Origin of the sequence: Asticcacaulis sp. AC466, assembly GCF_000495815.1 — a bacterium.
In the GTDB taxonomy this organism is placed as follows: Bacteria; Pseudomonadota; Alphaproteobacteria; order Caulobacterales; family Caulobacteraceae; genus Asticcacaulis.
In genome coordinates this window covers 75,545-99,325 of the sequence record NZ_AWGE01000009.1, presented here as the reverse complement: position 1 = coordinate 99,325, position 23,781 = coordinate 75,545, and the positions used below count along the sequence as shown (strand labels likewise).

The following is a 23,781-nucleotide window of genomic DNA, read 5'->3' as shown; positions in this document are numbered from 1 at the left end:
TAATTAGTGCCGGAACTTGTAAGTCTGCTTCAGGAGGACAAGGTCTCCGCTGGATACGCGCAAGAACAGATGATGGACGCGGGCGGACAATTGCACGTCATGGCTTTCCATGACTTCGCGTCCGGTCGCATCCTTGCGATACAGGTCAAAGCTGACGCGGTTGCCCGGTGTCCAATGAACCCGGACATCGAAGGCTTCGCCCGGTGACGGCGCCAATTGGAAGGCGTCTGGTTTGCCCGCGACATCGCCGATATTCTTGCTGACCGCGCCCTTGAGCAGGCCGTCCTGGGCCGTAAAGCCAATCTGGGCGACGTCGTTGCCTTCTCCTTCCAGCAGAAGCTGAAAGGCCGCCTGATCGCAATTGGCCGTAGCGCAGGTAAACTTCAGGGCCAGATCCATCTGCGTCACATCGGTCAGCGGGTCCGATTGCGCGGTGTTCTGCTTACCCGCCTCCGCCTTGAGGCTAAGGGGCGCGATGGATTGATAGGGGGCGACCGGATCAGCGGCAAAAGCCGGAGCGGCGGACGCAGCCAGGAGGCCGACAAGAAGCGAAGTCGTTTTGATCATATGCCTGTCCTATCGCCAGATTACGTCAGGTTTACGGCATCACCGCGCCCGCCGCCGGCCAGTCGGTATCGGCCATGCGCTTGAGAGTCAATTCTATGGTTTTGTGCGCTTGACCACCGGCAATGTATTCGCCCGTCTCATGCCATTCGCCTTTGCTGAAATCTATGGTGAAGCGCATAATGGCATCCGGCCCGGCCGGCATTTCCCATACGGCGCCCGTCTCCGTCAATTTGAGCGGAAATGTCCCGCCATGACCACCCGTGTAAGCGCGGAATTCATAACCACCGCTTTGCGCGTCGTAAGAAATGACACCAAAGGCGTTGAACGCGAGCTTACCACCGTCACCGTAGCCCCGGCCCTCCACCACCAGAAGCTGGCCGTCGAGCATAGGCCCCACCCGTTCGGTCTGGACAATGGTAAAAGGCTTGCCGTCCCGTCCGACGCCCTTGGCTTCCCCTCTCCACACACCGGTCATCATCGTCAGCGCCGCCATACCCTTTGGCGGTTCAGCATGGACACCACCGGCGAACGCAAGAGTGGCAAACGTCAGGATCACAGGCAATTTCAACATGTGGGCTCTCCTTATGCTGTCACGCTATCATGTCTTGGACGCGGCGTTTTGAACAAATCGGTCATCATGCTCGGACATATTGTGGTGACTGATCTGCCGCAGGTAGCCGACCAGAAGGTGGGGCGACATATCGAACACCGCCCGCACCTCACGGCTGAGGTGCGGCTGATCGGCGTAACCGTGATCGAAGGAAATATCGGCTACCCGGTCGCCCGCCTTGTGGATTAGATCCACACAGGCCCTGCGCACTCGGCGCAGGCGCGAGAACGCTTTAGGGGGCAGGCCCGTCTCACGCAGGAAACGCCGCCGCAATTGGCGAACCCCTATTCCCATATCGACGCCAGCCGCTTCGATAGCCGTTGTGCCACCGCTTTCGATCAGGCGCTGCGCAAGGCGGCATACGAGGCGGTCCGGCGGCTGTTCCAGTCGACCGACGGATACCGCCTGGAAAGCGCCTGCAAAGGCTTTCAGATCGCCCCCAGGGCGGCAGGCAGACGCCAACTGGTCGGCCAGATCAGGCAGCCGGTCCCGTAGCGGTACGATACGCGCCACTAGGTCCAACGGCTCGATGCCAAGGAATGACCGGGCGGCGCCTGCGCGGAAACGCACACCGTGATAGACGACGCCCGCGAACACCTCGATTCGTCGCGCCGTTATTGAGGGGCCGATCAGGTTGAAATTCGGCGGCTGACCGGGTACGGCGGTCATGGACAGTCCAATCGTGCCGTCGGGCACGATGATATGAGTCAACTGCGATGGATCCTGCGGTTCCAGGCCAAAGCTCCAGAATCGTTCGACACAGGACGAGAAGCTTGCTTGGGGCGCCAATTCTTCGTATCGCATGTGCGGATCCTGCCTGGAAACACCGTCGTGTAAAGACGATTGCGCGAAAAAAGCCGCCTTTCGGGCAATTGGCCATTGACTTCCCGCTGTTCCTGAGTATTTTCCGCCCCTCTCGTTTATTCGCGTCGTCTGGCGCACCCGAACCGTAAGGATTTACGTCATGGCTAAGCCAGCCTCCATCAAGATCCGCCTGAACTCGACGGCTGACACCGGCTTCTTCTACGTTACCAAGAAGAACGCCCGCACCAAGACTGAAAAGATGGTGCTGAAGAAGTATGATCCGGTCGTGCGCAAGCACGTCGAATTCAAGGAAGGCAAGATTAAGTAATCTTGCCATATTAAGGTTTGTCCTTCGGCATCCCCCCCTCGCCGAAGGACCTTAAAGGAAGCCGCGCCTGAGTTCCCCCTATACTCGGCGCGGCTTTTTTGCGTCCTAATGGGCCCATGCGCTTCGCGCCGTGAACCTATGCGCTATAAGCAGTTGAAGGGTGACCGCGCTAAGCGGCGTTGCGGACGATCACACGGTTGCGACCGGCCTGCTTGGCTTCATAAACCCCTTCGTCAGCTCGCTTCAAAAGGGTTTCCGGCGTATCGCCAACGCCTTGCGAGGTGGCCACGCCGATGGAGATCGTAACGTCGAGCTTACGCCCGTCAGCCAACATGAAGGGGATGTCTGCGACCTGGGACCGGACGCGTTCGGCGATATGGACGGCGTCCGACGAGCCGGTTTCCGGCATCAGCACGACAAACTCTTCCCCGCCAAACCGGCACGCCATGTCGATGGCCCGCACATTCAAACCCAGGCGGCGAGCAAATTCGCGAATCACTTCATCACCGGCATCATGGCCATAGGTGTCATTGACGCGCTTGAAATGGTCGATATCCAGCAGCAGCACCGACAGTTCAGGACCGCCCTTCACATGACGCGCCATGGCCAGGCTCAGGTGGTGATCAAGGAAGCGACGGTTATTGAGTCCGGTCAGGGGGTCGGTGACCGCCAATTCCAGGGAGCGGTCGAGCGTATTGCGCAGGAAGTCGCCATACCGCTTGCGCTTGATCTGGGTTTTTGCGCGGGCGCGCAGTTCGAGCATGTCAACGGGACGCGGCACAACATCGTTAACACCGAGGTCCAGCGCCTTGAACACCTGCTGGCGTTCATCGGCATTGACGATGGCCAGGACCGGCCGGTTGCGTGTGACTTCGCTCGTTCTCAGATGGGCGACCCAGCGCAGGGCGTCGAAGGACTTGGCCGTCAGGTTGAGCACAATCAGATCGACGCGCCCGCCGGCAATCTTCATGGCGCGCGCCGGATCCGTTTCGAAGGCACAACGGTGATCTTCGCCCAATTGCATCATCAGGCGCTCGGCCTGGCGGACATTGTCATCGAGAATCAGTACGTTCCCCGTCGCCGACAACTGACGCAGGTATTGTTCGTTATCTATCAGGCCAACGCGGCGCGATGAGGCTTCGCGCCGGCGCAGGTCATCGACCATCTGCTTCAGCCTGACAAGCGCCTGCAAACGCGCCATGAGCATCATGTCATCGATAGGCTTGGTCAGGAAATCATCGGCGCCGGCTTCAAGGCCGAACAGGCGATCGTCGCGGCCATCCAGGGCGGTGATGAGGATGATGGGGATGTGACGGGTTTCGGGATGGTCCTTGATCTGGCGGCATACTTCATAGCCGTCGATTCCCGGCATCATGACATCGAGGAGAATAATGTCAGGCTGTTCGGCAACGGCCATGTCTATAGCCACCTGGCCGTCATTTGCCGTCAGTACCTCGTAATAATCCGCCTCCAGCTTGGCCTGGAGCAAGCGGACATTGGCCGGTATGTCATCGACGATAAGGACGCGCGCGGTCATGGACTGTCTCCGTTAGCCCAGATACTTGCGCACCGTGTCGAGAAAATGCGTGACCGAAATAGGCTTCGAAATGTAGGCTTCGCAACCACCTTCGCGAATGCGTTCCTCGTCGCCCTTCATGGCGAAGGCCGTTACAGCCACAACCGGAATATGCGACAACTCATCGTCTTCCTTAAGCCACTTGGTCACTTCCAGGCCCGAAATCTCTGGCAACTGGATATCCATCAGGATCAGGTCGGGGCGATGCTGGCGGGCAAGAGTCAGGGCAGACAGGCCCTCGCCCGTCTGGAAGGTTTCATAGCCCTGTGCATCGAGCAGGTCATGAAAGAGCTTCATGTTGAGTTCGTTGTCCTCGACAATGAGGACCTTCTTTTGCATCATTCCCGAAACCTATAAGCCCGAAAGCCTACCCACTCTATCTTGTGTTTTTGCCGAATCGGTCACCACCGCGCCGCCGGCTTTTGATGAGGGTCAATCTACAGGGACTCTCTTAAGCTCAGGTGAAGGCAAAGGTAACAAATGGTAAAAATGGGGATGGAGGGGCGGTATGCAAATCGGCTATAGAGATTAAAGTCCCTTTCCCCATTGGGGGCCTATCTCTTATCTGATCAAGGATTTTACATGTCGACATGCGAAGACCGCCTGCGGGCGCTCGGCATCACCCTGCCCGTCCCCAACGCGCCCGTAGCCAATTACGTCCCGTTTGTCCGCACCGGGAATCACGCTCACATCTCCGGCCAGTTGTCGAACGATGCCAATGGCGGCATCAAAGGCACGGTAGGCGTCGACGTCTCGCTTGAAGACGCCGTCGAGGCGGCGCGCCTGTGCGGCATCAATCTGCTGGCTCAGATGAAGGCGGCGGCGGGCGGCGATCTTGACGACGTCGTGCGGGTGATCAAGCTGAACGCGTTCGTCCAGGCCGGTCCTGACTTCTATAATATCCCGCAGGTCATCAATGGCTGTTCCGACCTGATGGTCGCCGCCCTTGGCGATGCCGGAAAGCATGCCCGGTCAGCCGTCGGCATGTATAAGATCCCTCTCGGCTTTGCCGTGGAAATCGACGCCCTGATCGAAGTCATCGATCGCCGTTGATTTTAGGCCTTAATTTTAAGGTTGCGGCGCGCCGGTACATGCGGCGCGCCGATTGTGCAACGGCGACAGGGGTGTTAGCCTCGTTCTTTTACGGAGGCCCCTATGCGCCTGAAGCCCCTGCTCCCAGCCCTTGCCGTACTGGCCTCCACTGTTTTGGCGCTCCCCGCTATAGCGGCCGACACTTCCGGCACGGGCGAACCGGCCTTTCGCGCCCTCTATAAAGAACTGGTCGAAACCAATACCGCGCCGGGCGAAGGCAGTTGCACCCTGGCGGCCCAGCGCATGCAAGCGCGTCTGAAAGCCGCCGGCTATACGGACGCAGACATCCACCTCTTTATTCCCGACAGCGCGCCGAAGGACGGCGGTATCGTCGCCGTTCTGCGTGGGACCGGCTCAAAGAAGAAGGCCATCCTGCTTCTGGCGCACATCGACGTGGTCGCCGCCAAGCGCTCGGACTGGACGCGCGATCCATTCACCCTGATCGAGGAAGGCGGCTATTTCTACGGCCGCGGCACATCGGACGACAAGGCCCAGGCCGCTATTTGGACCGATTTGCTCATCCGACTGAAGCAGGAAGGCTATCGCCCCAAACGCGACATAAAGATGGCCCTGACCTGCGGAGAGGAAACCGAGGGCGTATTCAACGGCGCCCACTGGCTGTCCACCGAGCACAAGGACTGGATCGACGCCGATTTCGCGCTCAATGAAGGCGCCAACGGACAATTGGATGAGACCGGTCGAAAGATCGCCCTCAATATCGAGGCGGCGGAAAAGGTCTATCAGGACTTCAAGCTGGAAACTACCAATCCGGGCGGCCATTCGTCGCGTCCCGTGCCCGAAAACGCCATCTACCAGATGTCGACGGCCTTGCCGAAGATCGGCGCACTTGAATTTCCGGTGATGCTCAATGACGCGACGCGAGCCTATTTTACGCGCATGGCGCCGATCGTCGGCGGCGAATCGGGTGCAGCCATGCTGGCCATCGTCAAGAACCCGATGGACAGCGCTGCCAACGCCATACTGTCGAAGAACCCGCAATGGCATTCGATGCTGCGCACGACCTGCGTCGCCACCTTGATCGAAGGCGGACACGCGTTGAACGCCCTGCCTCAGCATGTTTCGGCCAACGTCAATTGCCGTATCTTCCCGGGCGTCAGCGTGGATGACGTGCAGGCCGCCCTGGTCCGGGCCGTCGCCGATCCGGCTGTCAAGGTGTCGGTCGTCGAACCGCGCAGCCTGGCCACGCCTGCACCCGCGCTTGGTCCAGATATTCTGGGCCCCATCGAAAAAGTATCCGCTGAGCTCTGGCCAGGCGTCCCGGTCGTGCCCACCATGACCACGGGGGCAACGGACGGCATCTACACCTCCGCCGCCGGCATCCCGACCTATGGGGTGGAGGGCCTGTTTGTCGATCCTGACGAAGGCCATATTCATGGCCTCAACGAACGGGTGGGCGTTCAGTCCCTGATGGACGCCCGGCGCTTCATGTACAGGTTGGTCAAGCTTTACGCGGCGCAATAGGCTCCCCATATACCGCCCATGACCACCGCAACACGTCCCCTGAAGCTAACGCTGCACAACACAATCGCCGATATCGGCCAAAGCACATGGGATGGTTTAAGGGAGGACGACAACCCCTTTACATCGTTTGCCTATTTGCATGCGCTTGAAGATACAGGTTGCGTCGATGAGGCCAGCGGCTGGCAACCGGTACATATCGCGTTGCGCGATGAGGAAGACGCCGCGGTCGGCGTCATGCCCCTCTATGTCAAATATCATTCCATGGGCGAATATGTCTTCGACCAATCCTGGGCGCGCGCCTATGAACAGGCGGGCGGCGCCTATTATCCGAAGCTGCAAGGGGCCGTGCCGTTCACGCCGGTAACAGGGGCGCGTCTGATCTCGCGCAATCCAGGCGTGCGGCGCGCCCTTGTCGAGGCCGCCATCTCCCTGTGCGACAGCAACCGGCTGTCGTCGCTTCACATCACCTTTCTACGCGAAGACGAATGGCGGATGATGGGGGAAATGGGCCTGCTTCAACGGCGCGATCAGCAGTTCTGGTGGGACAATGCCGGTTATTCTGCGTTCGACGACTTTCTGGCAGCCCTGTCGTCAAACCGGCGCAAGGTTATCCGCCGCGAACGCCGAGATGTTCAGTCGGCTGTTGAGCTGCGTCATATAACTGGTCGAGATATAACCGAAAATCATCTTAACCTGATGTACGCGTTTATTGAAAGCACCTATGACCGTAAGTGGGGCGCGCCCTATCTGACCCGTGCCTTTTTCAGCCGAGTGGCCGAAACCATGCGCGACAAGGTCGTCCTGATCTTCGCTTATCAAGGCGAACAGGCTGTGGCTGGCGCCATCAATTTCATCGGCGGTGATACGCTTTATGGTCGGCAATGGGGCACGCATATCGACCTGCCCTTCCTGCACTTTGAAGTCTGCTATTACCAGGCCATCGATTACGCTATCGCGCATGGCCTGCAAAGGGTCGAGGCCGGCACCCAGGGCGAGCACAAGCTGTCACGCGGCTACCTGCCGCACAGCGTCTATTCGGCTCACTATATCCGCGACCAACGCCTGCGCGGCCCGATCGAAGACTATCTCAACCGCGAACGTGATGCGGTGGTCGAGCAGATGCAGATCCTGGCTGAGGAAGCGTCACCGTTCAAAAAGGAGGGGTGATCCTGCGGGTGTGCGGCCGGCGATAAACCGTGCTACACTTGGTCAAAAGGGGATGAAGCCATGGCCGAACGCTACAAAACCTATTCCGCCTTTTTCGATTTTTACCTGAGCGAGCACAGCCGCCCGGCCACGCGCGCCGTCCACTATCTCGGTTCTGTTTGCGGGCTTTCCGCGCTTGCTCTGACCGTGTCGACCGGGCATTTGTGGTGGATCGCGGCGGGCCTGGTCGCGGGATATGGCTGCGCCTGGGTCGGACACTTCTTCATCGAACATAACCGCCCCGCCACATTCAAATATCCGTTGTGGTCGCTTATCGGCGACTATCACATGTTTGGTCTGTGGCTGACCGGGCAATTGTCGAAGCGCCGCGCCCTGGCCGCATCAAGAATGTAACGTCCGATTTCGCTGTCAAGTGTCGGTGGGAGCCAGAGACTTGAACCAGATTTCCAGATTTTCGGCCTGACGCTTCATATGCTCCGCCCGCTTGGCAGCCTCTTCGTCATGCCCCCAGGTCTCACTCTGGAAGTCCTCACCGATGCGCGACGCCGCAAAGGCCTGCGCGCCCGTGAGATGCCCCCGCCACAGCGCCAGGGCCAGCACAACGGAGCCTAGTAAAGGTATGGCCTGCATAATGCCGGCTTGTTCATACACGCTTGCGTTGGCGATCAGGGACTGAATCCGGTGGATCGTTTCCGCCGGCTGAGGCTGATGGATAATGCTCTTGTTCTGATGAAACTGGAGATCCAACTCTGTGTCGGCCCATACGAGAATCGGCTTCCACGCCGCGTCTTCGCGGGTCACCAGTGCCTGAGGATATTCGGCTGGATAACACACCAGGTCTGTTTCCGAATATCGCGTGACTTCGACCAAAGTGTCGTCCAGCACCTCGCCCATGCGGTCGACCGCGGCAAAGCCCAGGCGCGTCATCGGCATCTCGCTGAACTCGACATGGTCGCCGACGGCGGCCCACTCGGCTTCGACCCGGCGGGCAACGGTGTCATTGGGCAGAACCAGCGCCTCCCCCTTGGGTGTCTTTACCGCCCGGCCATCCAGACTGACTGTATATCCGCCGGTGATTTCAGTCACAGCCACGGTCTTCCAGAACCGCTTAGGGCGGAACCCGAGGGAATCGGATGTCTTGTCCGGGGCTTTGGCTTCGTATGTCATATCAATAGCTTGCCATCTTTTGCTCAGAACGAACCTCCGGCGTGAACGCGTCCAACGCCGCTTTCAACTCCGTGAAATCGTGGACGATATCGTGCGCGCCGGCCAGTTGCAGTTCTTCGACCGTATGAAAGCCCCACGACACCCCGATGGCGTGGACCTGGGCCTGACGCGCCATCTTCATGTCATGGCTGGCATCACCGATCATCACTGCCTCATGCGTGCCGACGCCCAGGGCATTGAGATTGCATTGAAGCATATGCGGATGGGGCTTTGAGGGACCGTCGTCGGCGCAGAAGGTGACATCGAACAGGTCGTCCCAACCGTGCTTTTCCAAAGTCCTGCGAACGCCACGGCGCGAATTACCGGTGGCCATCCCCAAAAGCCAGCCTTCCCTTTTGAGGGCCTGCAAGGCCTCTTCGGCGCCGAGATAAAGCGATTCCGTGAATGCGGGGTCGGCATGAAAGCGCAGAAAGGCCTGTTGGAACTCATGCGTGTAGGCGGCGATGGTTTCCGGATCGAGGTCTGGACGCATCATGGCCAGAGCGTCGAAAAGCGATACCCCGACAATGGCCCTGACCTGATCGTAGCTTGGCGGATCAATATTGATCGCGTGCGCGGCCTCGACCGCCGCGCGAAAAATACTCGACCGGCTGTCGATCAGTGTGCCGTCCACATCCCAGACCGCCAGTTTCAAACCGTCACTCAACACGAGACTACTCCGGACCTACCGCTTTTTCTTCTTCATATTGGCGAAGGGATCGTTCTCCGCCTCGTGCTCATCGAAGCCAAAGCGGTCGAAACCAGCCTGAATGACCGGATCGAGCGGCGCCTCGACAATCAGCGTGCCTTGCGTCGGATGCGGCAGTTCGATGCGGCGGTGATGCAGTTGCAGGTTCAGCCCTTCGGACAGGGACTGGCTGGCCTCATTGCCGTATTTCGGGTCGCCCAGGATCGAATGACCGATGGCCTGCATGTGGGCGCGCAACTGGTGCGTTCGGCCGGTGTGCGGACGCAACGCCATCCACGATACGCGCGGACCGGCGCGCGAGATGGTGACATATTCGGTTTCCGCCGCCTCGGCACCCGGTTCGTTGGGCTCGGCCGGCTGGACGATTTCCCGGTCGTGAAAGCCCTTCTTGATCAGGGGCGTATCGATATAGCCTTCTTCCGGCTTCGGGTTGCCGACCACCAAGGCCCAATAGGTTTTCTGCGCCCGACGCTTGGCGAAGGCGCCCGACAGACGCGCCGCCGCCTGCGGAGACTTGCCCAGCAGCAGGACGCCCGATGTGTCACGATCGAGACGGTGGACGAGGCGCGGACGTTCCAGCCCCTCGCCCCAAGCCGACAGCAGCCGGTCGACGTGGTTCTTGGTCTTGGTGCCGCCCTGGACAGCCAGGCCCGACGGCTTATTCAGCGCGATCACGTCTTCGTCCTCGTACAGGACCATCGAATGCGCAAAACGGATTTCCTGCGGACTCAGCATGGCGCGTTCGCGCTTTTGCTGATCGACGTCAGGGGCATCCGGCAAGGGCGGGACGCGGATGGTCGAGCCGGCGGTCAGGCGAGTATCGGCCTTTACACGGCCACCATCGACGCGCACCTGACCGGAGCGCAGCAGTTTGTTGAGCATCACGTGGTTCAGATGCGGCCAGCGGCGCTTGAAAAAGCGATCAACGCGGATACCGTCCTCGCCGTCGGTAATATAGAGGGTTTTGACTTCCTTGCTCATTACGCAAACTTTCGGATCAGGAACAGGCCGGCCATCAGCGCGGCAATGGACAGGACAAGCGACAGAGTAATATATCCCGCCGCCAGCCCGTAGGCGCGACGTTCAAGCATCTGAACGGCTTCCAGCGAAAAAGACGAAAAGGTCGTGAAGCCGCCCAATACCCCGACGCCCAGCAACAAGCGGGCGCGTTCAGTATCCAGCACGCCTTTCAAGGGGCCAAGCAGCAGCCCCATGAGCAGCCCCATAAGCAGGCCACCAATGACATTGGCCATGAAGGTCCCGAGAGGCCAGACGTTCAGCGGCCAGGCTTCGCTCGCCCACCAGCCCGCCGTCAACCGCCCCAGACCATAGCGGGCTGCGGAGCCGAAGGCGCCCCCCAACATGACAAGACACAGATTGAACATAGGCGCGTAATACCCCTCTTCACCTGATCCTCATAGTCCTTTAAGCTTGGAATCGGAACAAAATACAGGGTAAACCCATCCATGAGCCTGGCCGCACACTACGACCCCACTAATATTTTCGCCAAGATTCTGGCGGGCGACATCCCGTCGGTAAAGGTCTATGAAGACGATCGCACCTTGAGTTTCATGGATGTTTTCCCGCAGTCGAAGGGCCATACGCTGGTCATCCCGAAGGTCGCGGCGTGCAATCTATTCGATATTCCAGCGGACGACCTGCAAAACCTGATCGTCCAGACCCAGCGCATCGGGCGCGCCGTGCGCGACGCCCTGACGCCAGACGGCATCCGTATCGCGCAGTTCAACGGCGAGGCGTCGGGTCAGACCGTGTTCCATATTCACTTCCACATCATTCCCGTCTGGGACGACACGGCGGAGCGTCCCCACGCCGCCGGCAAGATGGCGGACATGGCTGAATTGAAAGACGTGGCTGCGCAAATCCAAGCCAAACTGTCATGACCTTCTACGTCCTTCGCCACGGCCAGACCGACTGGAACGTACAGGCCCGCCTCCAGGGATCAACCGACATTCCGCTCAACGACACCGGGCGCGCCCAGGCGCATGTGGCGGCCGATATACTCAAAACTCAGGGCCTGACCCGGATCGTCGCCAGCCCGTTGTCGCGCGCGCTGGAAACGGCGCGGATCGTCGGCGCGGCCTGCGCGCTCGAACCGATCATCGATGACCGGCTGATAGAGCGCAATTTCGGCCTATTCGAAGGCATGACCATAGACGAGGTTCGCCAGCACCGCGAAGACATGCGCGAGCATATGAACCCTGCTGCCGACCTGGATGGTAAGCATTATCCGCACAATGCCGAACCGCTGGGTCAGGTCATTGATCGGGTTTATGACTGCATCAATGACCACAGGGCGGACGAGCAACTAAGCGGCGGAACATGTCTGTTCGTCTTCCATGGCATCCCGTTCCGCGCTGTCACGCGTAAGTTCCTCAACGACATGTATTCGAGTCCGAACGCCGCGCCGGTCCGCTTTGAGGAAAGCGACGGCAAATGGCGCATGATTCCGCTCGATCCGAATAATGCGCCCATCCAACAGATCTACAACGCGCAAACCACCATGGGCCGCATATAGCGTTACGCCGAACCCCCATGGTTTGACCGACCAAGCTTATGTGATAGCCTCCCGGAAAGGGAAATCGCATGACCAATTCAGGACTGAACGCGCGCGAAACGCTTATCGTCCGGCTGGGTGTCGGATTGGTCTTCGGTGGAATTCTGGGCTGGCTGATCAAGCAGATCGAAGCCCACGACAGCGCCCCCGTACTGTGGCAACAGGTTTTGGCCAGCACCCTGATGCTTGGCGCATTCGTGCTGTGGGCCGGTGCGGGCGCGATGCGCCGGATCAGCCTAGCGGTATGGGGTGCCGCCGCCCTGGCCGTGATCGCCGTCATCGCGTGGAACCGCGCGGCGCACAACACCGACGCGTCCTTCAATCCGTTCTTTTTCAACCTGTCCTTCCTTATCTACCCCTTCCTGTTCATCAGTCATGAACTGGTGTCTTCCGCCGACCAGGCCGGAAAGCCTGTCGCGCCCTACCCGCTCTATTTCGACGAGGCGTGGAAACGGGGCGTGCAACTCATCCTGGCCATGATATTCACCGGCCTGTTCTGGGGGATATTGTGGCTTGGCGCCGCCCTCCTGGGCTTCATCGGTTTTACCTGGTTCAAGGATCTGCTGGCCAATGCCTATTTCGCCTGGCCGCTAAGCGGCCTGGCCATCGCTTCGGCCGTCAATCTTGGCGACGTGCAAACCCGGCTGATGAGCAATTTCCGGTCACTTGTGCTGGGCGTTCTGTCCTGGCTGCTGCCAGTCATCGCCTTCATTGGTGTCCTGTTTGCTGTATCGCTTTGTTTCAGCGGATTGGAGCCCCTATGGAAAACAAAGGCCGCGACAGCTTCCCTGCTCACAGCGTGCGTGGCTCTCGTCCTGCTGATCAATGCCGCCTATCAGCAAGGGGACGCGGAACGTCCGGTCCATATCGTGTTGAAAGTGTCGTCCCGGATCGCCTGCGGTCTGACGCTGGTGTTCGCCGGGCTGGCGGCCTACAGCCTTTATTTACGCATCGAACAATATGGCCTGACCCCGGAACGCGCCATGGCGGCGGTTGGCGTCATCATCGCCTGCCTGTTCGGCCTCGCCTATACCGTTGCTGCTGTTTGGCGTGGCCGTTGGCTGCGCGGTATCGAGTTGGCCAATATTGCCCTGGCCTTCGTCATGGCTGGCCTTTTCCTGGCCGTACTGACGCCCATCGCCGATCCGTATCGCCTGAGCGCCGAGGCCCAGGCCGCGCGCATCGATGGCGGCAAGATAACACCCGCTGCCTTTGACTGGCGCGTCCTACGCTTTGAAACCGGCACCTATGGACGTGATGCCCTTAAACGCCTGGGCCAAGCCGGACATACGCAAGCCGTCCGCGATGCCGCACGCACCGCCCTGGCTCTCAAGGATGAAGACCGCTGGGTTCTCGCCGATGCCGCCAAACCGTCCACGCACACCCCGGACGTAAAACAGTTCGTCGTGTCTCCTAAGGGCACCCTGCTGCCCGCCGATTTTCTGAGCCAGGCCTATCCGGCGCAAGACCTGCCCGACTGCGCCACGGCTTCGGCGGCGGTGCCAGGCTGCTATGCCGCTTTAATCGACCTCAATCACGACAATATCCCAGAGGTCGCCATCCTGGATGGCAAGGCCATGTCGATCTTCCTGAAGGACAGTCAGGCGAATAATCAATGGCGACTGATGAGCAATGTCTACCTGACGCCCACCGACGCCGAAGCCTTCCGAAAGGGCCAGGCTTTAGCCCAGCGCCCGATATTCGACGACCTGAAAATCGGCGATAAGATCATCGATATCCGCGACAGCCACCGCAACACCAAGACAGGCGAAGACCTGGTCTCCTACTGAACCTTTTGCATGAAAGGCAAGCCAGCGAACAACTCAACCGACTTGAGACGCGCCGCGACGCTGTGGATCGGCATGGAGATGATCAGTTCGTCTGCCTGAGTCTGGTCGAGAAAGCTCCCCAGGCGCTTTTCGATCGTCGCCGGCGATCCAACCATGGCGAAACGCAACATGTGGTCGATCATCGCCTGCTCATCCGGCGTCAGGTTGGCCACGGCGTCGTAGTCCGGACGCGGAAACGGCTTACGGACATTACGGCGCAGATTGGCGAAGGATTGCTGCATCGAGGTATACAGATAGTCGGCTTCGGCGTCCGTATCCGCGGCCACGCCCATTACACCGACCATTGTGTGCGGCTTGGCATAGGCCTCCGACGGACGAAAATGCGTCCGGTACAGGTGCAGCGCATCGAACAACAGTTCCGGTGCAAAATGCGACGCAAACGCGTAGGGAAGCCCCAGTTGTGCCGCCAGTTGCGCGCTGTAGAGTGATGACCCCAGCAGCCAGATAGGCACGTGCGAATTCATGCCGGGTACGGCTAAAATCCTCTGGCTGTCATCCGGCGTCCCAAGAAGGCGCTGCAACTCTATGATATCGTTTGGAAAGCTTTCAACCCCTGCTTCCTGATGACGACGCAGGGCGCGAGCCGTCGCCACGTCCGTGCCGGGAGCGCGGCCAATCCCGAGATCGACCCGGCCGGGATACAGGGCTTCGAGCGTGCCAAATTGCTCCGCAATCACCAAGGGCGAATGGTTCGGCAACATAATGCCGCCGGAGCCGATGCGTATCTTCTGAGTCGCCGCCCCGACGTGAGAAATGACCAATGAGGTCGCGGCCGAAGCGATGCCCGGCATACCGTGATGTTCGGCCAGCCAATAGCGGGAATAGCCATTCTCTTCCGCCGTCTGCGCCATTTTGGCCGAACTGGCGAGCGCGTCTGAAATCGTGCTGCCGTCTGAAATCTGCGACAGGTCGAGGATCGAAAATGGGATCATGGTACTCTCCGTGAGGTCAAGCTTATGTAGGTGCTCGGGTTACAATTTAAAGAGCCCCCCGCTGCTTGCTTCACCGATCCATCGGCACAAAAAAAGCCCCTGAAACGTGCGTTTCAGGGGCTTTATTCCTTTGACCGTCAATTACTCGACGATTTCAGCCTTGGCGCCAGGCTTATCGGCGCCCTTTTGCGACGGCGTTATATCGAAGGCAATCTTGCCGTCCGTCAACTTGACCAAGATATGTCCACCCTTGACCAGCTTGCCGAAGAGAATTTCGTCGGCCAGCGGCTTCTTGATGTTTTCCTGTATGACGCGTGCCAGCGGACGGGCGCCATACAGTTCATCATATCCGTTTTCGCTCAGCCAGGCAGCCGCTTCGTCGGTCAGTTCGATCGAGATGTGGCGGTCAGCCAGTTGCATTTCCAACTGCATAATGAACTTCTGGACAACCTGCGCAATCACGTCCTGCTTCAGTTGCTTGAAGGTCACGATGGCATCCAGGCGGTTGCGGAATTCCGGCGTAAACAAACGCTTGATCGCAGCTTCGTCTTCGCCGGAGACCTTTTCACGGCCGAAGCCGATCGAGTTCTTCTGGTTATCAGACGCCCCGGCATTGGTGGTCATGATCAGGATCACATTGCGGAAATCGACCTTCTTACCCACCGCATCCGTCAGCACGCCATGGTCCATAACCTGAAGCAGGATGTTGTAGATGTCCGAATGCGCCTTTTCGATTTCGTCGAGCAGGACGATCGAGTGCGGTTGCTGATCGACCGCATCGGTCAGCAGGCCGCCCTGATCGTGTCCGACATAGCCCGGAGGCGCGCCGATCAGACGCGAAACCGTGTGGCGTTCCATATATTCCGACATGTCGAAACGCAGCAGGTCGATCCCCATGGTCGCGGCCAATTGCTTCGCCACTTCTGTCTTGCCGACACCGGTCGGTCCGGAGAACAGGTAACAACCGATCGGCTTTTGCGGATCGCGCAGACCGGCGCGGGACAGCTTGATCGCGGTTGACAACTGCTCGATGGCCTCATCCTGCCCGAACACAACGCGGTTGAGATCGGTTTTCAGATCGCGCAGCGCCTGGGTATCGTCACGCGACACCGTCTTGGACGGCACGCGGGCGATCTTCGAGACGACATATTCGATTTCTTTCGGACCGATCACCTTGCGGCGCTTGTGTTCCGGCAGAACCATTTGCAAGGCGCCCGCTTCGTCGATCACGTCAATCGCTTTGTCGGGCAGCTTGCGGTCAGTGATGTAACGCGCCGACAGCTCGACCGCGGTCTTGATGGCGGCGTCGGTGTATTTCAGATGGTGGAAGGTCTCGTAGTATGGCTTGAGGCCCTTCAGAATCTTGATGGTATCGTCCAGGGTCGGTTCATTGACGTCAATCTTCTGGAAGCGGCGAACCAGGGCGCGATCCTTTTCGAAGTGCTGACGATATTCCTTATAGGTGGTCGATCCCATGCAGCGCAGGGTACCGGCGGCCAGGGCAGGCTTCAGCAAATTGGAGGCATCCATGGCCCCGCCGGAGGTCGCACCCGCGCCGATAACCGTATGAATTTCGTCGATGAACAGGACGGCATTGGGATGCGCCTCCAATTCCTTGACGACCTGCTTGACGCGTTCTTCAAAGTCACCGCGATAGCGGGTGCCGGCCAGTAACGTACCCATGTCGAGGGAATAGATGGTGGCGCCCGCCAGAACATCGGGGACCTCACCGTCGACGATCTTCTTGGCCAGGCCTTCGGCGATGGCCGTCTTGCCGACGCCCGGATCACCGACCAGAAGCGGATTGTTCTTGGTACGGCGGCACAGGATCTGGATAGCGCGCTCAACCTCCGCCGACCGGCCAATCAGCGGATCGACCTTGCCGTGACGCGATTTTTCATTGAGGTCGACGCAATAGGCGGCCAGCGCGTCAGTGGAACCGCCCTTGCCTTTTTCCTCGCTGGTGTTGGCATTATCCTCGGTAGCGCCGCGAACGACGCGGGCTTCCGTCGCGCCCGGCTTCTTGGCAATGCCGTGGGCGATATAGTTGACCGCATCATAGCGCGTCATTTCCTGCTCTTGCAGGAAAAAGGCGGCATGCGATTCGCGCTCGGAGAAGATGGCGACCAGGACATTTGCGCCTGTGACTTCGTCGCGGCCCGAGCTTTGGACATGGATCACCGCGCGTTGGATAACGCGTTGGAACCCGGCCGTCGGCTTGGCTTCCTCCGATTGCGGCTCGACCAGTGACTTCAGATCGGTCTCGATATAGGCGTCCAGAGCGGTACGTAGCTTGGCGAGATCCACATTGCAGGCACTCATGACGGCGGCAGCGTCGACATCATCGATCAGCGCCAACAGGAGGTGCTCAAGCGTGGCATATTCGTGGTGATGCGCGTTGGCATGACCGACGGCCCTATGCAGGGTTTCCTCTAAAGCGCTTGAAAAAGACGGCATGACAACCTCCTAAAACCTTAAAACCCCAACTCAACTTACTCAACTAACTCAACTCAAAACCCAAAAGGTTTAGGATGATTTACCATAATCAAACTGAACCCTATCTGAACCCACGCCACACGTAACTGTTACTTCGGGGGCCCTTTTCGCGTCTCCGGCGGATACGACCCTTGCCCAGGTTATACCGAGATCGGTGTCGCCTGGATCAGTCCTTCTCCATCGTGCATTGCAGCGGATGCTGATGACGGCGGGCCATGTCAACGACCTGAGCCACCTTCGTTTCCGCGACCTCATAGGTATAGACACCGCATACCCCCACCCCCGTTTGGTGCACATGCAACATGATCAGCGTGGCTTCTTCACGCGACTTGTTGAAAAAACGTTCCAGCACATAGACGACGAATTCCATCGGCGTGTAATCGTCATTCAGAATGAGAACACGATACAGGGACGGCTTTTGCGCCTTGGGCTTGGTATCAACCAGCAAACCGGTTGACTGACCCGGACGGGTGGTCATGCCTTTTTCGGCGGCCATCAATGTATCTTCTAAAACCAACTTCATCTCAAAACGTCTCGGGTCCTGTCAGGTTAGACCTCTGCCTTAATAGATATGCAGGAGTCGCTTCATTACAAGATAGACCAAAAGGACCGAGTGTTAAGGGGTAAATGCACGAACCTGCCCACAAACGATCACAGTTTTAACGCTGTGATATCAATTTGTGATGGACACGGTGACACCGTCCATATGGGAGGCGGCGCAAAAAATAAAAGCCCCATGCCCGGGCGGACATGGAGCTTCAAATTTGGCCGCAGCGTCGGCGTTAACCGACGTCGGGGTTTAACGGTAGGACTGGAACTTTTCAACAGCGGCAGTCATGCGCGCGTTGATCGGCTTGAAGGTGTCCTTGAACGACGCCGACAGGGTTTCGGTCAGCAGGTTCATTTCCGAGACATAGGCTTCCATCGAAGACTTGGCGTACTTCGATTGCAGCTCGATCACTTCCTGGACCGACTTGGCGCCGGACAGTGTCTTGGCAGCCGCGACAGCTTCTTCCCAATTCTTCTTGGAGAAGGCGATGGCTTGGGCACCAACCGTTTCCGCGCCCTTAGTGGCCGCGGTCAGCGATTCGACGACGGCTTCGACATTGCCCTTGGCAAGGCCGTTGACTTCGTTCAGCGCGCCGAGGCTCTTTTCGACACTCTCCTTGAAGGCTTGGTTGCCGGCGGTGGTGTATTTGTCAAAGTTCGACTTGATGGTTTCAGCAGCTTCCGACATGGGTAACTCCTTTTTCATGTGAGCTTGAGCACCGCGCGCCGTAGTTAACGCCGGAGCCCGATTGGAGATATGTATAACGCAAGTGCAGCATGGGGTCAAGCTTTATGTTGCGCTGCACAAAATCTAACATGATAGTGAAGAGACAAATTCCCCATATATGAGAGATTCTTGGCATATTCAGATGCTTACTGGTTGTCTGATATGGTGGGCAGGACCGAATGGGCCTGAACTGGTTCGAGTTGAGTGAGATATTAAGGAAACGGCTTTCGGTCACGAAGCGGTGAGCTTAAGGGTTGATTAAGGAAACCGCACGACAGACTGAACATAGCGCGTTATGATGATACAGCTCACAAAATAAGAACACATTGTTTTCTTATTCTGTGAGCATCCGGCGGAAAATCATGATGTGTGCAATCGCGTTTTTGTAACGAGTTGAGGACAGCTTTGATGCGTAAAATCGGGCGGATGTTTACCCCAGTTCAATCCGGTCAAGAACTGACCAAGGCAAAGGGGGCACGTTCCTTTTTCCTGATGATTGCCAGCGCCCTGACGATTCTGGCGCCCGCAACCTACGCCAATGCTCAGGACCTCACGGACAACACCAAATACGCGGCCATTGTCGTCGATGCACAGTCAGGCGAAGTCTTTTACGCCCGCCGCGCCGACTCAGCCCGCTATCCGGCGTCTCTCACCAAGATCATGACCCTGTACATGGTGTTTGATGCCCTGGCTCAGGGCACACTGAAGCCGACCGACCAGATCACCATTTCGGCGCGCGCCGCCAGCCAGGCGCCGGTCAAGGTATATCTCAAGGCCGGCGACACCATCGACGTCGATACCGCGATGCGTCTGGTTGCCCTCTATTCGGCAAACGATCTGGCGGTTGCCCTGGCCGAAAAGGTCGGCGGTTCGGAAGAACGTTTTGCCGCCATGATGACCATTCGCGCACAGGACCTGGGCATGACCCAGACGCGGTTCGTCAATGCCAACGGACTGCCCGACGCGCGCCAATTGTCTTCGGCCCGCGACCTGGCCATATTGGCACGCGCCGTGATGCGCGACTACCCGCAATATTACAGCTACTTCAACCTGCCTTCGCAAGAGTTTCGTGGCCGGACCTATGTCAACCACAATCCGTTGCGTGGCATGGATGGCGTCGACGGCATGAAGACGGGCTTCACGAACGCCGCCGGTTATAATCTGGTCGCGTCCGGTGTGCAAAACGGCCACCGTTTGATCGCCGTCATGCTGGGCGGCTCAAACAAAACCCAACGCCGCGAACACGTGACCGCGCTCATGAATACCGGTTTCGACGTCATAAACCGCCGCAACCGTGGCGAAGTCATTACAGTGGCCCAGAACGAATTCAACCGCGCCATGGACGTCGAGGCCAAGTTGCCCGATGCACCCCAGCCCTACACCATCCTGGCAGACAATGGCCAGCCGGTGAGCGGGGGCCAGAACGCGCCCCTGACCGACGCGCAATTGCGTGAGACCCTGGAAGGCAGTGAACAAGCCAATGCGACGGATGTGGATGTCCGTCGCGCCAGTTCCACGGTCCGTGCGCCAGATGTTGTCCAGACCTTGAATTCAACCCCCACCGTCGCGGCTTTGAAGCCCGCGCCGAAGGTAACAGCCAAGGCTGCGGCGGCAGAGGTGGCGACTAAATCGGAAACCAAGGCCGCCAAGGGCAAAAAGGCGACTGTCGTGGCCGATGCCGAAAAGCCAAGCAAGGGCAAAAAAGGCAAGAAGAACCCGAAAGCGGTCTATTCCATTCAAGTTGGCGCTTTCAAGGACAAGTCCCTGGCGTCCGATTGGGTCAAGAAGATGCAGTCTCGCTTCGGTGAACACCTGTCCAACGGGACATCGCAAATCACCAAGAATGATAATGGCTGGTACCGCACGCGGTTCGCGACCCTGACCAAGGAAGAAGCTTCCGCCGCGTGCAAGAGCATTTCGGCCAAGCATCTCGACTGCATGGTTATCAAGCCTGACGCATAGCCACCTGGCGCGTCGCCTGAATGACTATAGAGAAGCCCGGTGTTTTCGCCGGGCTTTTTTTTGCGTCAGACGCACTCTCAGCGACGCCGTTTAAGTAAAACGTCCCGCGCCGCATTGACCGCGCTGGCGCGATTGACATCTCCTCCTTGGTCCGGATGTGCCGTCTTCATGAGACGCTTCCACGCCTCCTTCACCGCCTTGCGGTCGGCGCCTATGCTAAGCCCCAGGGTCTGATATGCCTTGATTTCCTCGCTGGAATAGCTCGCCGCAGCAGGCGGCGGGCCGGCTTCGCGTCGGAAATAGGTTTGATAGCGCACACTGCCGCCCAAGACGAAGGCGCCCAGCAAGGCGCCAAATCCCAACCCGATTTGCCCCCTGAGAAAAAGGGTTACGGCCAGCATCAGCAGGGCCATGCTGATCAGGCTGCGTACCGCGCGGAACTGGCGAATCCATGGTCCAGGACGGGCGTTCCGGCCAACATAGACCAGCAGGAAAAATACCCCCAATGCCCCCAGAACCCATATCATCAGACGTCCGCGCCCTCGTATTCCTCGGCGGCGGGAATCTCATCGCCCGCTTCGAGGCCAAGCGACGCCATCAACGATCTGAGTTCCGTCCGCGCCGCTATGTGCGATAGAGATACCGCCACAGGGCGGATATCACCGGACAGGTCGGCGACGGTCAAGCCGAACGGAAACAATTCACGATAGATAACCCGGTCGCGCAAGCCAGCCAGGACACGAAAACCGACCCGCTTGCCCAGGGCCGCAACGCGTTCATCGACCCGCTTTCGGTTGCGTGCTTCGTTGGCCGCCAGACGGTTACGCAGCACGATCCAGTCAATGGACTTGCCGTCCCAGGTGGCGCGCGTCTTACGCGAATTCCAAACCGTTTCGGCGTAAATGGATGGCCGCTTGACCTCCAGAGTGACGGGATCGACTTCGCCGAGCAGGTCGAAATCGATAAAGCTGTCATTCATCGGCGTAATAATCTGGTGCGCCACGGCATGGGCGCGACGCGACAGGACGTGATCGCCGCCCGGCGTATCGACGATAATATAGTCGGCCTGCTCGATGGCCTCATCCAGTGCGCGGTCGAAGATGGCGCGCGCCTCGGCATCCGGCAGGCTCAGCAATTGAGCGGGCTTATCGTGCAGGTGCGGTTCGAACGCCTGCGGCAAGACCTTTTCATTCGCCGCCGCCCATTTGGCGCGGTTGGAAAAGAAACGGGCCAGCGAACGCTGGCGCAGGTCGAGATCTATAAAGGCAACGCGTTTGCCAAGATGCAGCAGATGCACGGCGACGTGCATGGCAACGGTCGATTTCCCCGCCCCGCCCTTTTCATTGCCGAAAACTAGAATACGCGCGTCCGAACGCTCTTTAGACATAGTCCACTCCCGTCCCTGCGCATACTGACTCGCGGGACCTCCTCATTTAGGCGCTTCCGCGACGCGCCGCCAGAGGCTGTTAACGAAGTGTTAAAATTTGGCGTGGGTAACTTAAGCCCTCTGCCCACTGGATTTGCGGCATCGACCGGATTATATTGCGCCCATGACAACAGATTCAGACTTCATGCTCCGCTCCGACACCATCCGCATCCACAGTGATGAAGATTTCGCAGGTATGCGCAAGGCCGGCCGGGTGGCCGCCGAATGCCTCGACATGCTGATTCCCTATGTGGTGCCCGGTGTGAAGACATCCTATCTCGACGATCTGGCGCGCGAATTCATCCTGGACAATGGCGGCTTGCCGGCCTGCCTGTTCTATCGGGGCTACCAGAATACGGTCTGCATTTCGCCCAATCATGTGGTGTGCCACGGCATCCCCTCCGACAAGCCGCTGCGCGAAGGCGATATCGCCAATATCGATGTCACCTGCATTATTGATGGCTGGCACGGCGACCATTCGCGCATGTATGAAGTCGGCGAAGTCGCTCCCAAGGCCAAGCGTCTGATCGATGTCACCTACGAAGCCATGCGTCTCGGCCTGGCCCAGATCAAGCCCGGCAACACGTTTGGCGATATAGCGCACGCCATTCAAAAATATGCCGAGGCCCAACGCTGTTCGGTCGTCCGCGACTTCTGCGGCCACGGGGTGGGGCGTGTGTTCCACGACAATCCCAATGTCCTGCACTTCGGCAAGGCCGGCACCGGTCCGGTATTGAAGAAGGGCATGTTCTTCACGGTCGAGCCGATGATCAATCTCGGCAAGCCCGATGTGAAGGTGCTCAGCGACGGCTGGACCGCCGTGACACGCGACAAGACCCTGACCGCGCAATGCGAACACAGTTGCGGCGTCACGGACGATGGCGTGGAACTGTTCACCGCCTCACCGACCGACCAATTCCGTCCGCATCCTGTCCTGGCCTGATATGTCCGACGGAGGGGATGGCGGCGATGTGGCCCTGCCCGATCACGGCGGTCATCGCAATCGCCTGCGCCAGCGTGCGCGGGCGGGTGGCGTTTCCGCCCTGCCCGACTACGAATTGCTCGAACTCTGTCTGTTCCGTTCCATTCCGCAACGTGATGTGAAGCCCCTGGCCAAGGCACTGATTGCGCGTTTCGGCGCGCTGCCCGCCGTCTTGTCTGCCCCGCTGGAGGACATGTTGCAGGTCTCCGCGCTCGACAACAAGGGCAAGGCGTTGAAAATGACGCCGGACATCGCACTCGACCTGGCGCTGATGTTCGAAGCGACCCGGCGCATGATCGCCGAGCCTCTGAAACGTTCAACCGTCATCTCAAGCTGGTCCGCCCTTATAGCCTACCTGAAGGTGACCCTGGCGCATGAACCGCGTGAGCAGTTCCGCATCCTCTTCCTCGACAAGAAGAACCAGTTGATCGCCGACGAAATCATGGGACACGGCACGGTCGATCACGCGCCGGCCTATCCACGCGAAATCATGCGGCGCGCGCTGGAACTGTCGTCAAGCAACGTGATCCTGGTCCATAACCATCCTTCCGGCGACCCCATGCCGTCTCAGGGGGATATAGATATGACGAAGCTGATCGTGGCGGCGGGTAAACCGCTCAAGATCACCATACATGATCACCTGATCGTTGGCCGCGAAGGCGTCACCAGCCTGAAGCAAATTGGCGCCTTCTAGCCGTTGCGCTCGCTCCAATATTTCGCGTGGACTATAGCCGAAGTGTT

The 23,781-nt window shown here is 58.9% G+C and carries 26 protein-coding genes; 11 read left to right on the top strand and 15 right to left on the bottom strand.

What is annotated here, in order from left to right; genetic code table 11:
• Positions 1-3: 3 nt before the first annotated feature.
• Genes AEAC466_RS33745 through AEAC466_RS33735 form a run of 3 tightly spaced genes read right to left on the bottom strand, consistent with a single transcriptional unit; the run spans position 4 to position 1,981 of the window.
• Positions 4-567, bottom strand: a complete 564-nt coding sequence (locus tag AEAC466_RS33745; protein WP_023458260.1) for a hypothetical protein — start codon at positions 565-567, stop codon at positions 4-6.
• Between the two features lie 31 nt (positions 568-598).
• Positions 599-1,138, bottom strand: a complete 540-nt coding sequence (locus AEAC466_RS33740; RefSeq protein ID WP_023458259.1) for a hypothetical protein — start codon at positions 1,136-1,138, stop codon at positions 599-601.
• 27 nt (positions 1,139-1,165) lie between these two features.
• Positions 1,166-1,981, bottom strand: a complete 816-nt coding sequence (locus AEAC466_RS33735; RefSeq protein WP_023458258.1) for a helix-turn-helix domain-containing protein — start codon at positions 1,979-1,981, stop codon at positions 1,166-1,168.
• Positions 1,982-2,141: 160 nt separating this feature from the next.
• Between AEAC466_RS33735 and rpmG the strand changes: the two genes are divergently transcribed.
• Positions 2,142-2,309: a 50S ribosomal protein L33 gene (gene rpmG / locus AEAC466_RS33730; protein ID WP_018079812.1), complete on the top strand. Its 168-nt coding sequence runs from the start codon at positions 2,142-2,144 to the stop codon at positions 2,307-2,309.
• Between the two features lie 169 nt (positions 2,310-2,478).
• Here the strand turns inward: rpmG and AEAC466_RS33725 are convergent, their stop codons facing one another.
• Together AEAC466_RS33725 and AEAC466_RS33720 are read right to left on the bottom strand one after the other, a co-directional pair.
• The gene (locus AEAC466_RS33725; RefSeq protein WP_023458257.1) at positions 2,479-3,846 is read right to left on the bottom strand and encodes a PleD family two-component system response regulator; all 1,368 of its coding nucleotides are present in this window, start codon (positions 3,844-3,846) and stop codon (positions 2,479-2,481) included.
• Between the two features lie 12 nt (positions 3,847-3,858).
• Complete coding sequence (locus AEAC466_RS33720) at positions 3,859-4,224, bottom strand: response regulator (protein WP_031238763.1); 366 nt, start codon at positions 4,222-4,224, stop codon at positions 3,859-3,861.
• Between the two features lie 243 nt (positions 4,225-4,467).
• Between AEAC466_RS33720 and AEAC466_RS33715 the strand changes: the two genes are divergently transcribed.
• From AEAC466_RS33715 to AEAC466_RS33700, 4 genes are all read left to right on the top strand, one after another.
• Positions 4,468-4,938: a RidA family protein gene (locus AEAC466_RS33715; RefSeq protein WP_023458255.1), complete on the top strand. Its 471-nt coding sequence runs from the start codon at positions 4,468-4,470 to the stop codon at positions 4,936-4,938.
• Between the two features lie 102 nt (positions 4,939-5,040).
• Positions 5,041-6,459 carry a M20/M25/M40 family metallo-hydrolase gene (locus AEAC466_RS33710; RefSeq protein ID WP_023458254.1) on the top strand — a complete coding sequence of 473 codons (1,419 nt, stop codon included), beginning with the start codon at positions 5,041-5,043 and terminating at the stop codon, positions 6,457-6,459.
• An 18-nt stretch (positions 6,460-6,477) separates the two neighbouring features.
• Positions 6,478-7,626 carry a GNAT family N-acetyltransferase gene (locus AEAC466_RS33705; protein WP_023458253.1) on the top strand — a complete coding sequence of 383 codons (1,149 nt, stop codon included), beginning with the start codon at positions 6,478-6,480 and terminating at the stop codon, positions 7,624-7,626.
• A 60-nt stretch (positions 7,627-7,686) separates the two neighbouring features.
• Positions 7,687-8,019 (top strand): DUF962 domain-containing protein, encoded by a 333-nt coding sequence (locus tag AEAC466_RS33700; protein ID WP_023458252.1) that lies wholly within the window; start codon positions 7,687-7,689, stop codon positions 8,017-8,019.
• Positions 8,020-8,034: 15 nt separating this feature from the next.
• On the opposite strand, the gene AEAC466_RS33695 is transcribed toward AEAC466_RS33700, so the two are convergent.
• Genes AEAC466_RS33695 through AEAC466_RS33680 form a run of 4 tightly spaced genes read right to left on the bottom strand, consistent with a single transcriptional unit; the run spans position 8,035 to position 10,926 of the window.
• Positions 8,035-8,793, bottom strand: a complete 759-nt coding sequence (locus AEAC466_RS33695) for an ATP12 family chaperone protein (RefSeq protein WP_023458251.1) — start codon at positions 8,791-8,793, stop codon at positions 8,035-8,037.
• 1 nt (position 8,794) lies between these two features.
• Entirely contained in the window at positions 8,795-9,502 is a 708-nt protein-coding gene (locus tag AEAC466_RS33690; RefSeq protein ID WP_023458250.1) for an HAD-IA family hydrolase, read from the bottom strand.
• Between the two features lie 15 nt (positions 9,503-9,517).
• Positions 9,518-10,522, bottom strand: coding sequence for an RluA family pseudouridine synthase (locus AEAC466_RS33685; protein ID WP_023458249.1), 1,005 nt, complete (start codon positions 10,520-10,522; stop codon positions 9,518-9,520).
• Entirely contained in the window at positions 10,522-10,926 is a 405-nt protein-coding gene (locus AEAC466_RS33680; RefSeq protein ID WP_023458248.1) for a fluoride efflux transporter FluC, read from the bottom strand. The genes AEAC466_RS33685 and AEAC466_RS33680 overlap by 1 nt, the downstream gene beginning before the upstream one ends.
• 81 nt (positions 10,927-11,007) lie before the next feature.
• Between AEAC466_RS33680 and AEAC466_RS33675 the strand changes: the two genes are divergently transcribed.
• The 3 genes from AEAC466_RS33675 (at position 11,008) to AEAC466_RS33665 (ending at position 13,906) form a co-directional block, all read left to right on the top strand.
• Positions 11,008-11,442, top strand: coding sequence for an HIT family protein (locus AEAC466_RS33675; RefSeq protein ID WP_023458247.1), 435 nt, complete (start codon positions 11,008-11,010; stop codon positions 11,440-11,442).
• Positions 11,439-12,077, top strand: a complete 639-nt coding sequence (locus AEAC466_RS33670; RefSeq protein ID WP_023458246.1) for a histidine phosphatase family protein — start codon at positions 11,439-11,441, stop codon at positions 12,075-12,077. The genes AEAC466_RS33675 and AEAC466_RS33670 overlap by 4 nt, the downstream gene beginning before the upstream one ends.
• A gap of 68 nt (positions 12,078-12,145) precedes the next feature.
• Entirely contained in the window at positions 12,146-13,906 is a 1,761-nt protein-coding gene (locus AEAC466_RS33665) for a DUF4153 domain-containing protein (protein ID WP_023458245.1), read from the top strand.
• Here the strand turns inward: AEAC466_RS33665 and AEAC466_RS33660 are convergent.
• The 4 genes from AEAC466_RS33660 to AEAC466_RS33645 all read right to left on the bottom strand — a co-directional run bounded on the left by AEAC466_RS33660 (position 13,900) and on the right by AEAC466_RS33645 (position 18,631).
• Positions 13,900-14,898: an LLM class flavin-dependent oxidoreductase gene (locus AEAC466_RS33660; protein ID WP_023458244.1), complete on the bottom strand. Its 999-nt coding sequence runs from the start codon at positions 14,896-14,898 to the stop codon at positions 13,900-13,902. The genes AEAC466_RS33665 and AEAC466_RS33660 overlap by 7 nt on opposite strands.
• 141 nt (positions 14,899-15,039) lie before the next feature.
• Positions 15,040-17,355, bottom strand: a complete 2,316-nt coding sequence (gene clpA / locus AEAC466_RS33655) for an ATP-dependent Clp protease ATP-binding subunit ClpA (protein WP_023458243.1) — start codon at positions 17,353-17,355, stop codon at positions 15,040-15,042.
• A 205-nt stretch (positions 17,356-17,560) separates the two neighbouring features.
• A complete protein-coding gene (gene clpS / locus AEAC466_RS33650; protein WP_031238760.1) occupies positions 17,561-17,890 on the bottom strand; it encodes an ATP-dependent Clp protease adapter ClpS in 330 nt (109 codons plus the stop codon).
• A 303-nt stretch (positions 17,891-18,193) separates the two neighbouring features.
• Positions 18,194-18,631 carry a phasin family protein gene (locus AEAC466_RS33645; protein WP_023458241.1) on the bottom strand — a complete coding sequence of 146 codons (438 nt, stop codon included), beginning with the start codon at positions 18,629-18,631 and terminating at the stop codon, positions 18,194-18,196.
• Positions 18,632-19,078: 447 nt separating this feature from the next.
• Here AEAC466_RS33645 and AEAC466_RS33640 point away from each other — a divergent pair, with 447 nt between their 5' ends.
• The gene (locus AEAC466_RS33640; RefSeq protein WP_023458240.1) at positions 19,079-20,632 is read left to right on the top strand and encodes a D-alanyl-D-alanine carboxypeptidase; all 1,554 of its coding nucleotides are present in this window, start codon (positions 19,079-19,081) and stop codon (positions 20,630-20,632) included.
• Between the two features lie 77 nt (positions 20,633-20,709).
• Here the strand turns inward: AEAC466_RS33640 and AEAC466_RS33635 are convergent, their stop codons facing one another.
• On the bottom strand, positions 20,710-21,159 hold the full coding sequence (locus tag AEAC466_RS33635; protein ID WP_023458239.1) for a J domain-containing protein: 450 nt from the start codon (positions 21,157-21,159) through the stop codon (positions 20,710-20,712).
• Positions 21,159-22,019: a division plane positioning ATPase MipZ gene (locus tag AEAC466_RS33630; protein WP_023458238.1), complete on the bottom strand. Its 861-nt coding sequence runs from the start codon at positions 22,017-22,019 to the stop codon at positions 21,159-21,161. The genes AEAC466_RS33635 and AEAC466_RS33630 overlap by 1 nt, the downstream gene beginning before the upstream one ends.
• 163 nt (positions 22,020-22,182) lie before the next feature.
• On the opposite strand from AEAC466_RS33630, the gene map reads away from it, so the two are divergent.
• The gene (map, locus tag AEAC466_RS33625; RefSeq protein WP_031238759.1) at positions 22,183-23,001 is read left to right on the top strand and encodes a type I methionyl aminopeptidase; all 819 of its coding nucleotides are present in this window, start codon (positions 22,183-22,185) and stop codon (positions 22,999-23,001) included.
• Position 23,002: 1 nt separating this feature from the next.
• Positions 23,003-23,734, top strand: coding sequence for a RadC family protein (gene radC, locus AEAC466_RS33620; RefSeq protein WP_023458236.1), 732 nt, complete (start codon positions 23,003-23,005; stop codon positions 23,732-23,734).
• The last annotated feature ends 47 nt before the right edge of the window (positions 23,735-23,781 follow it).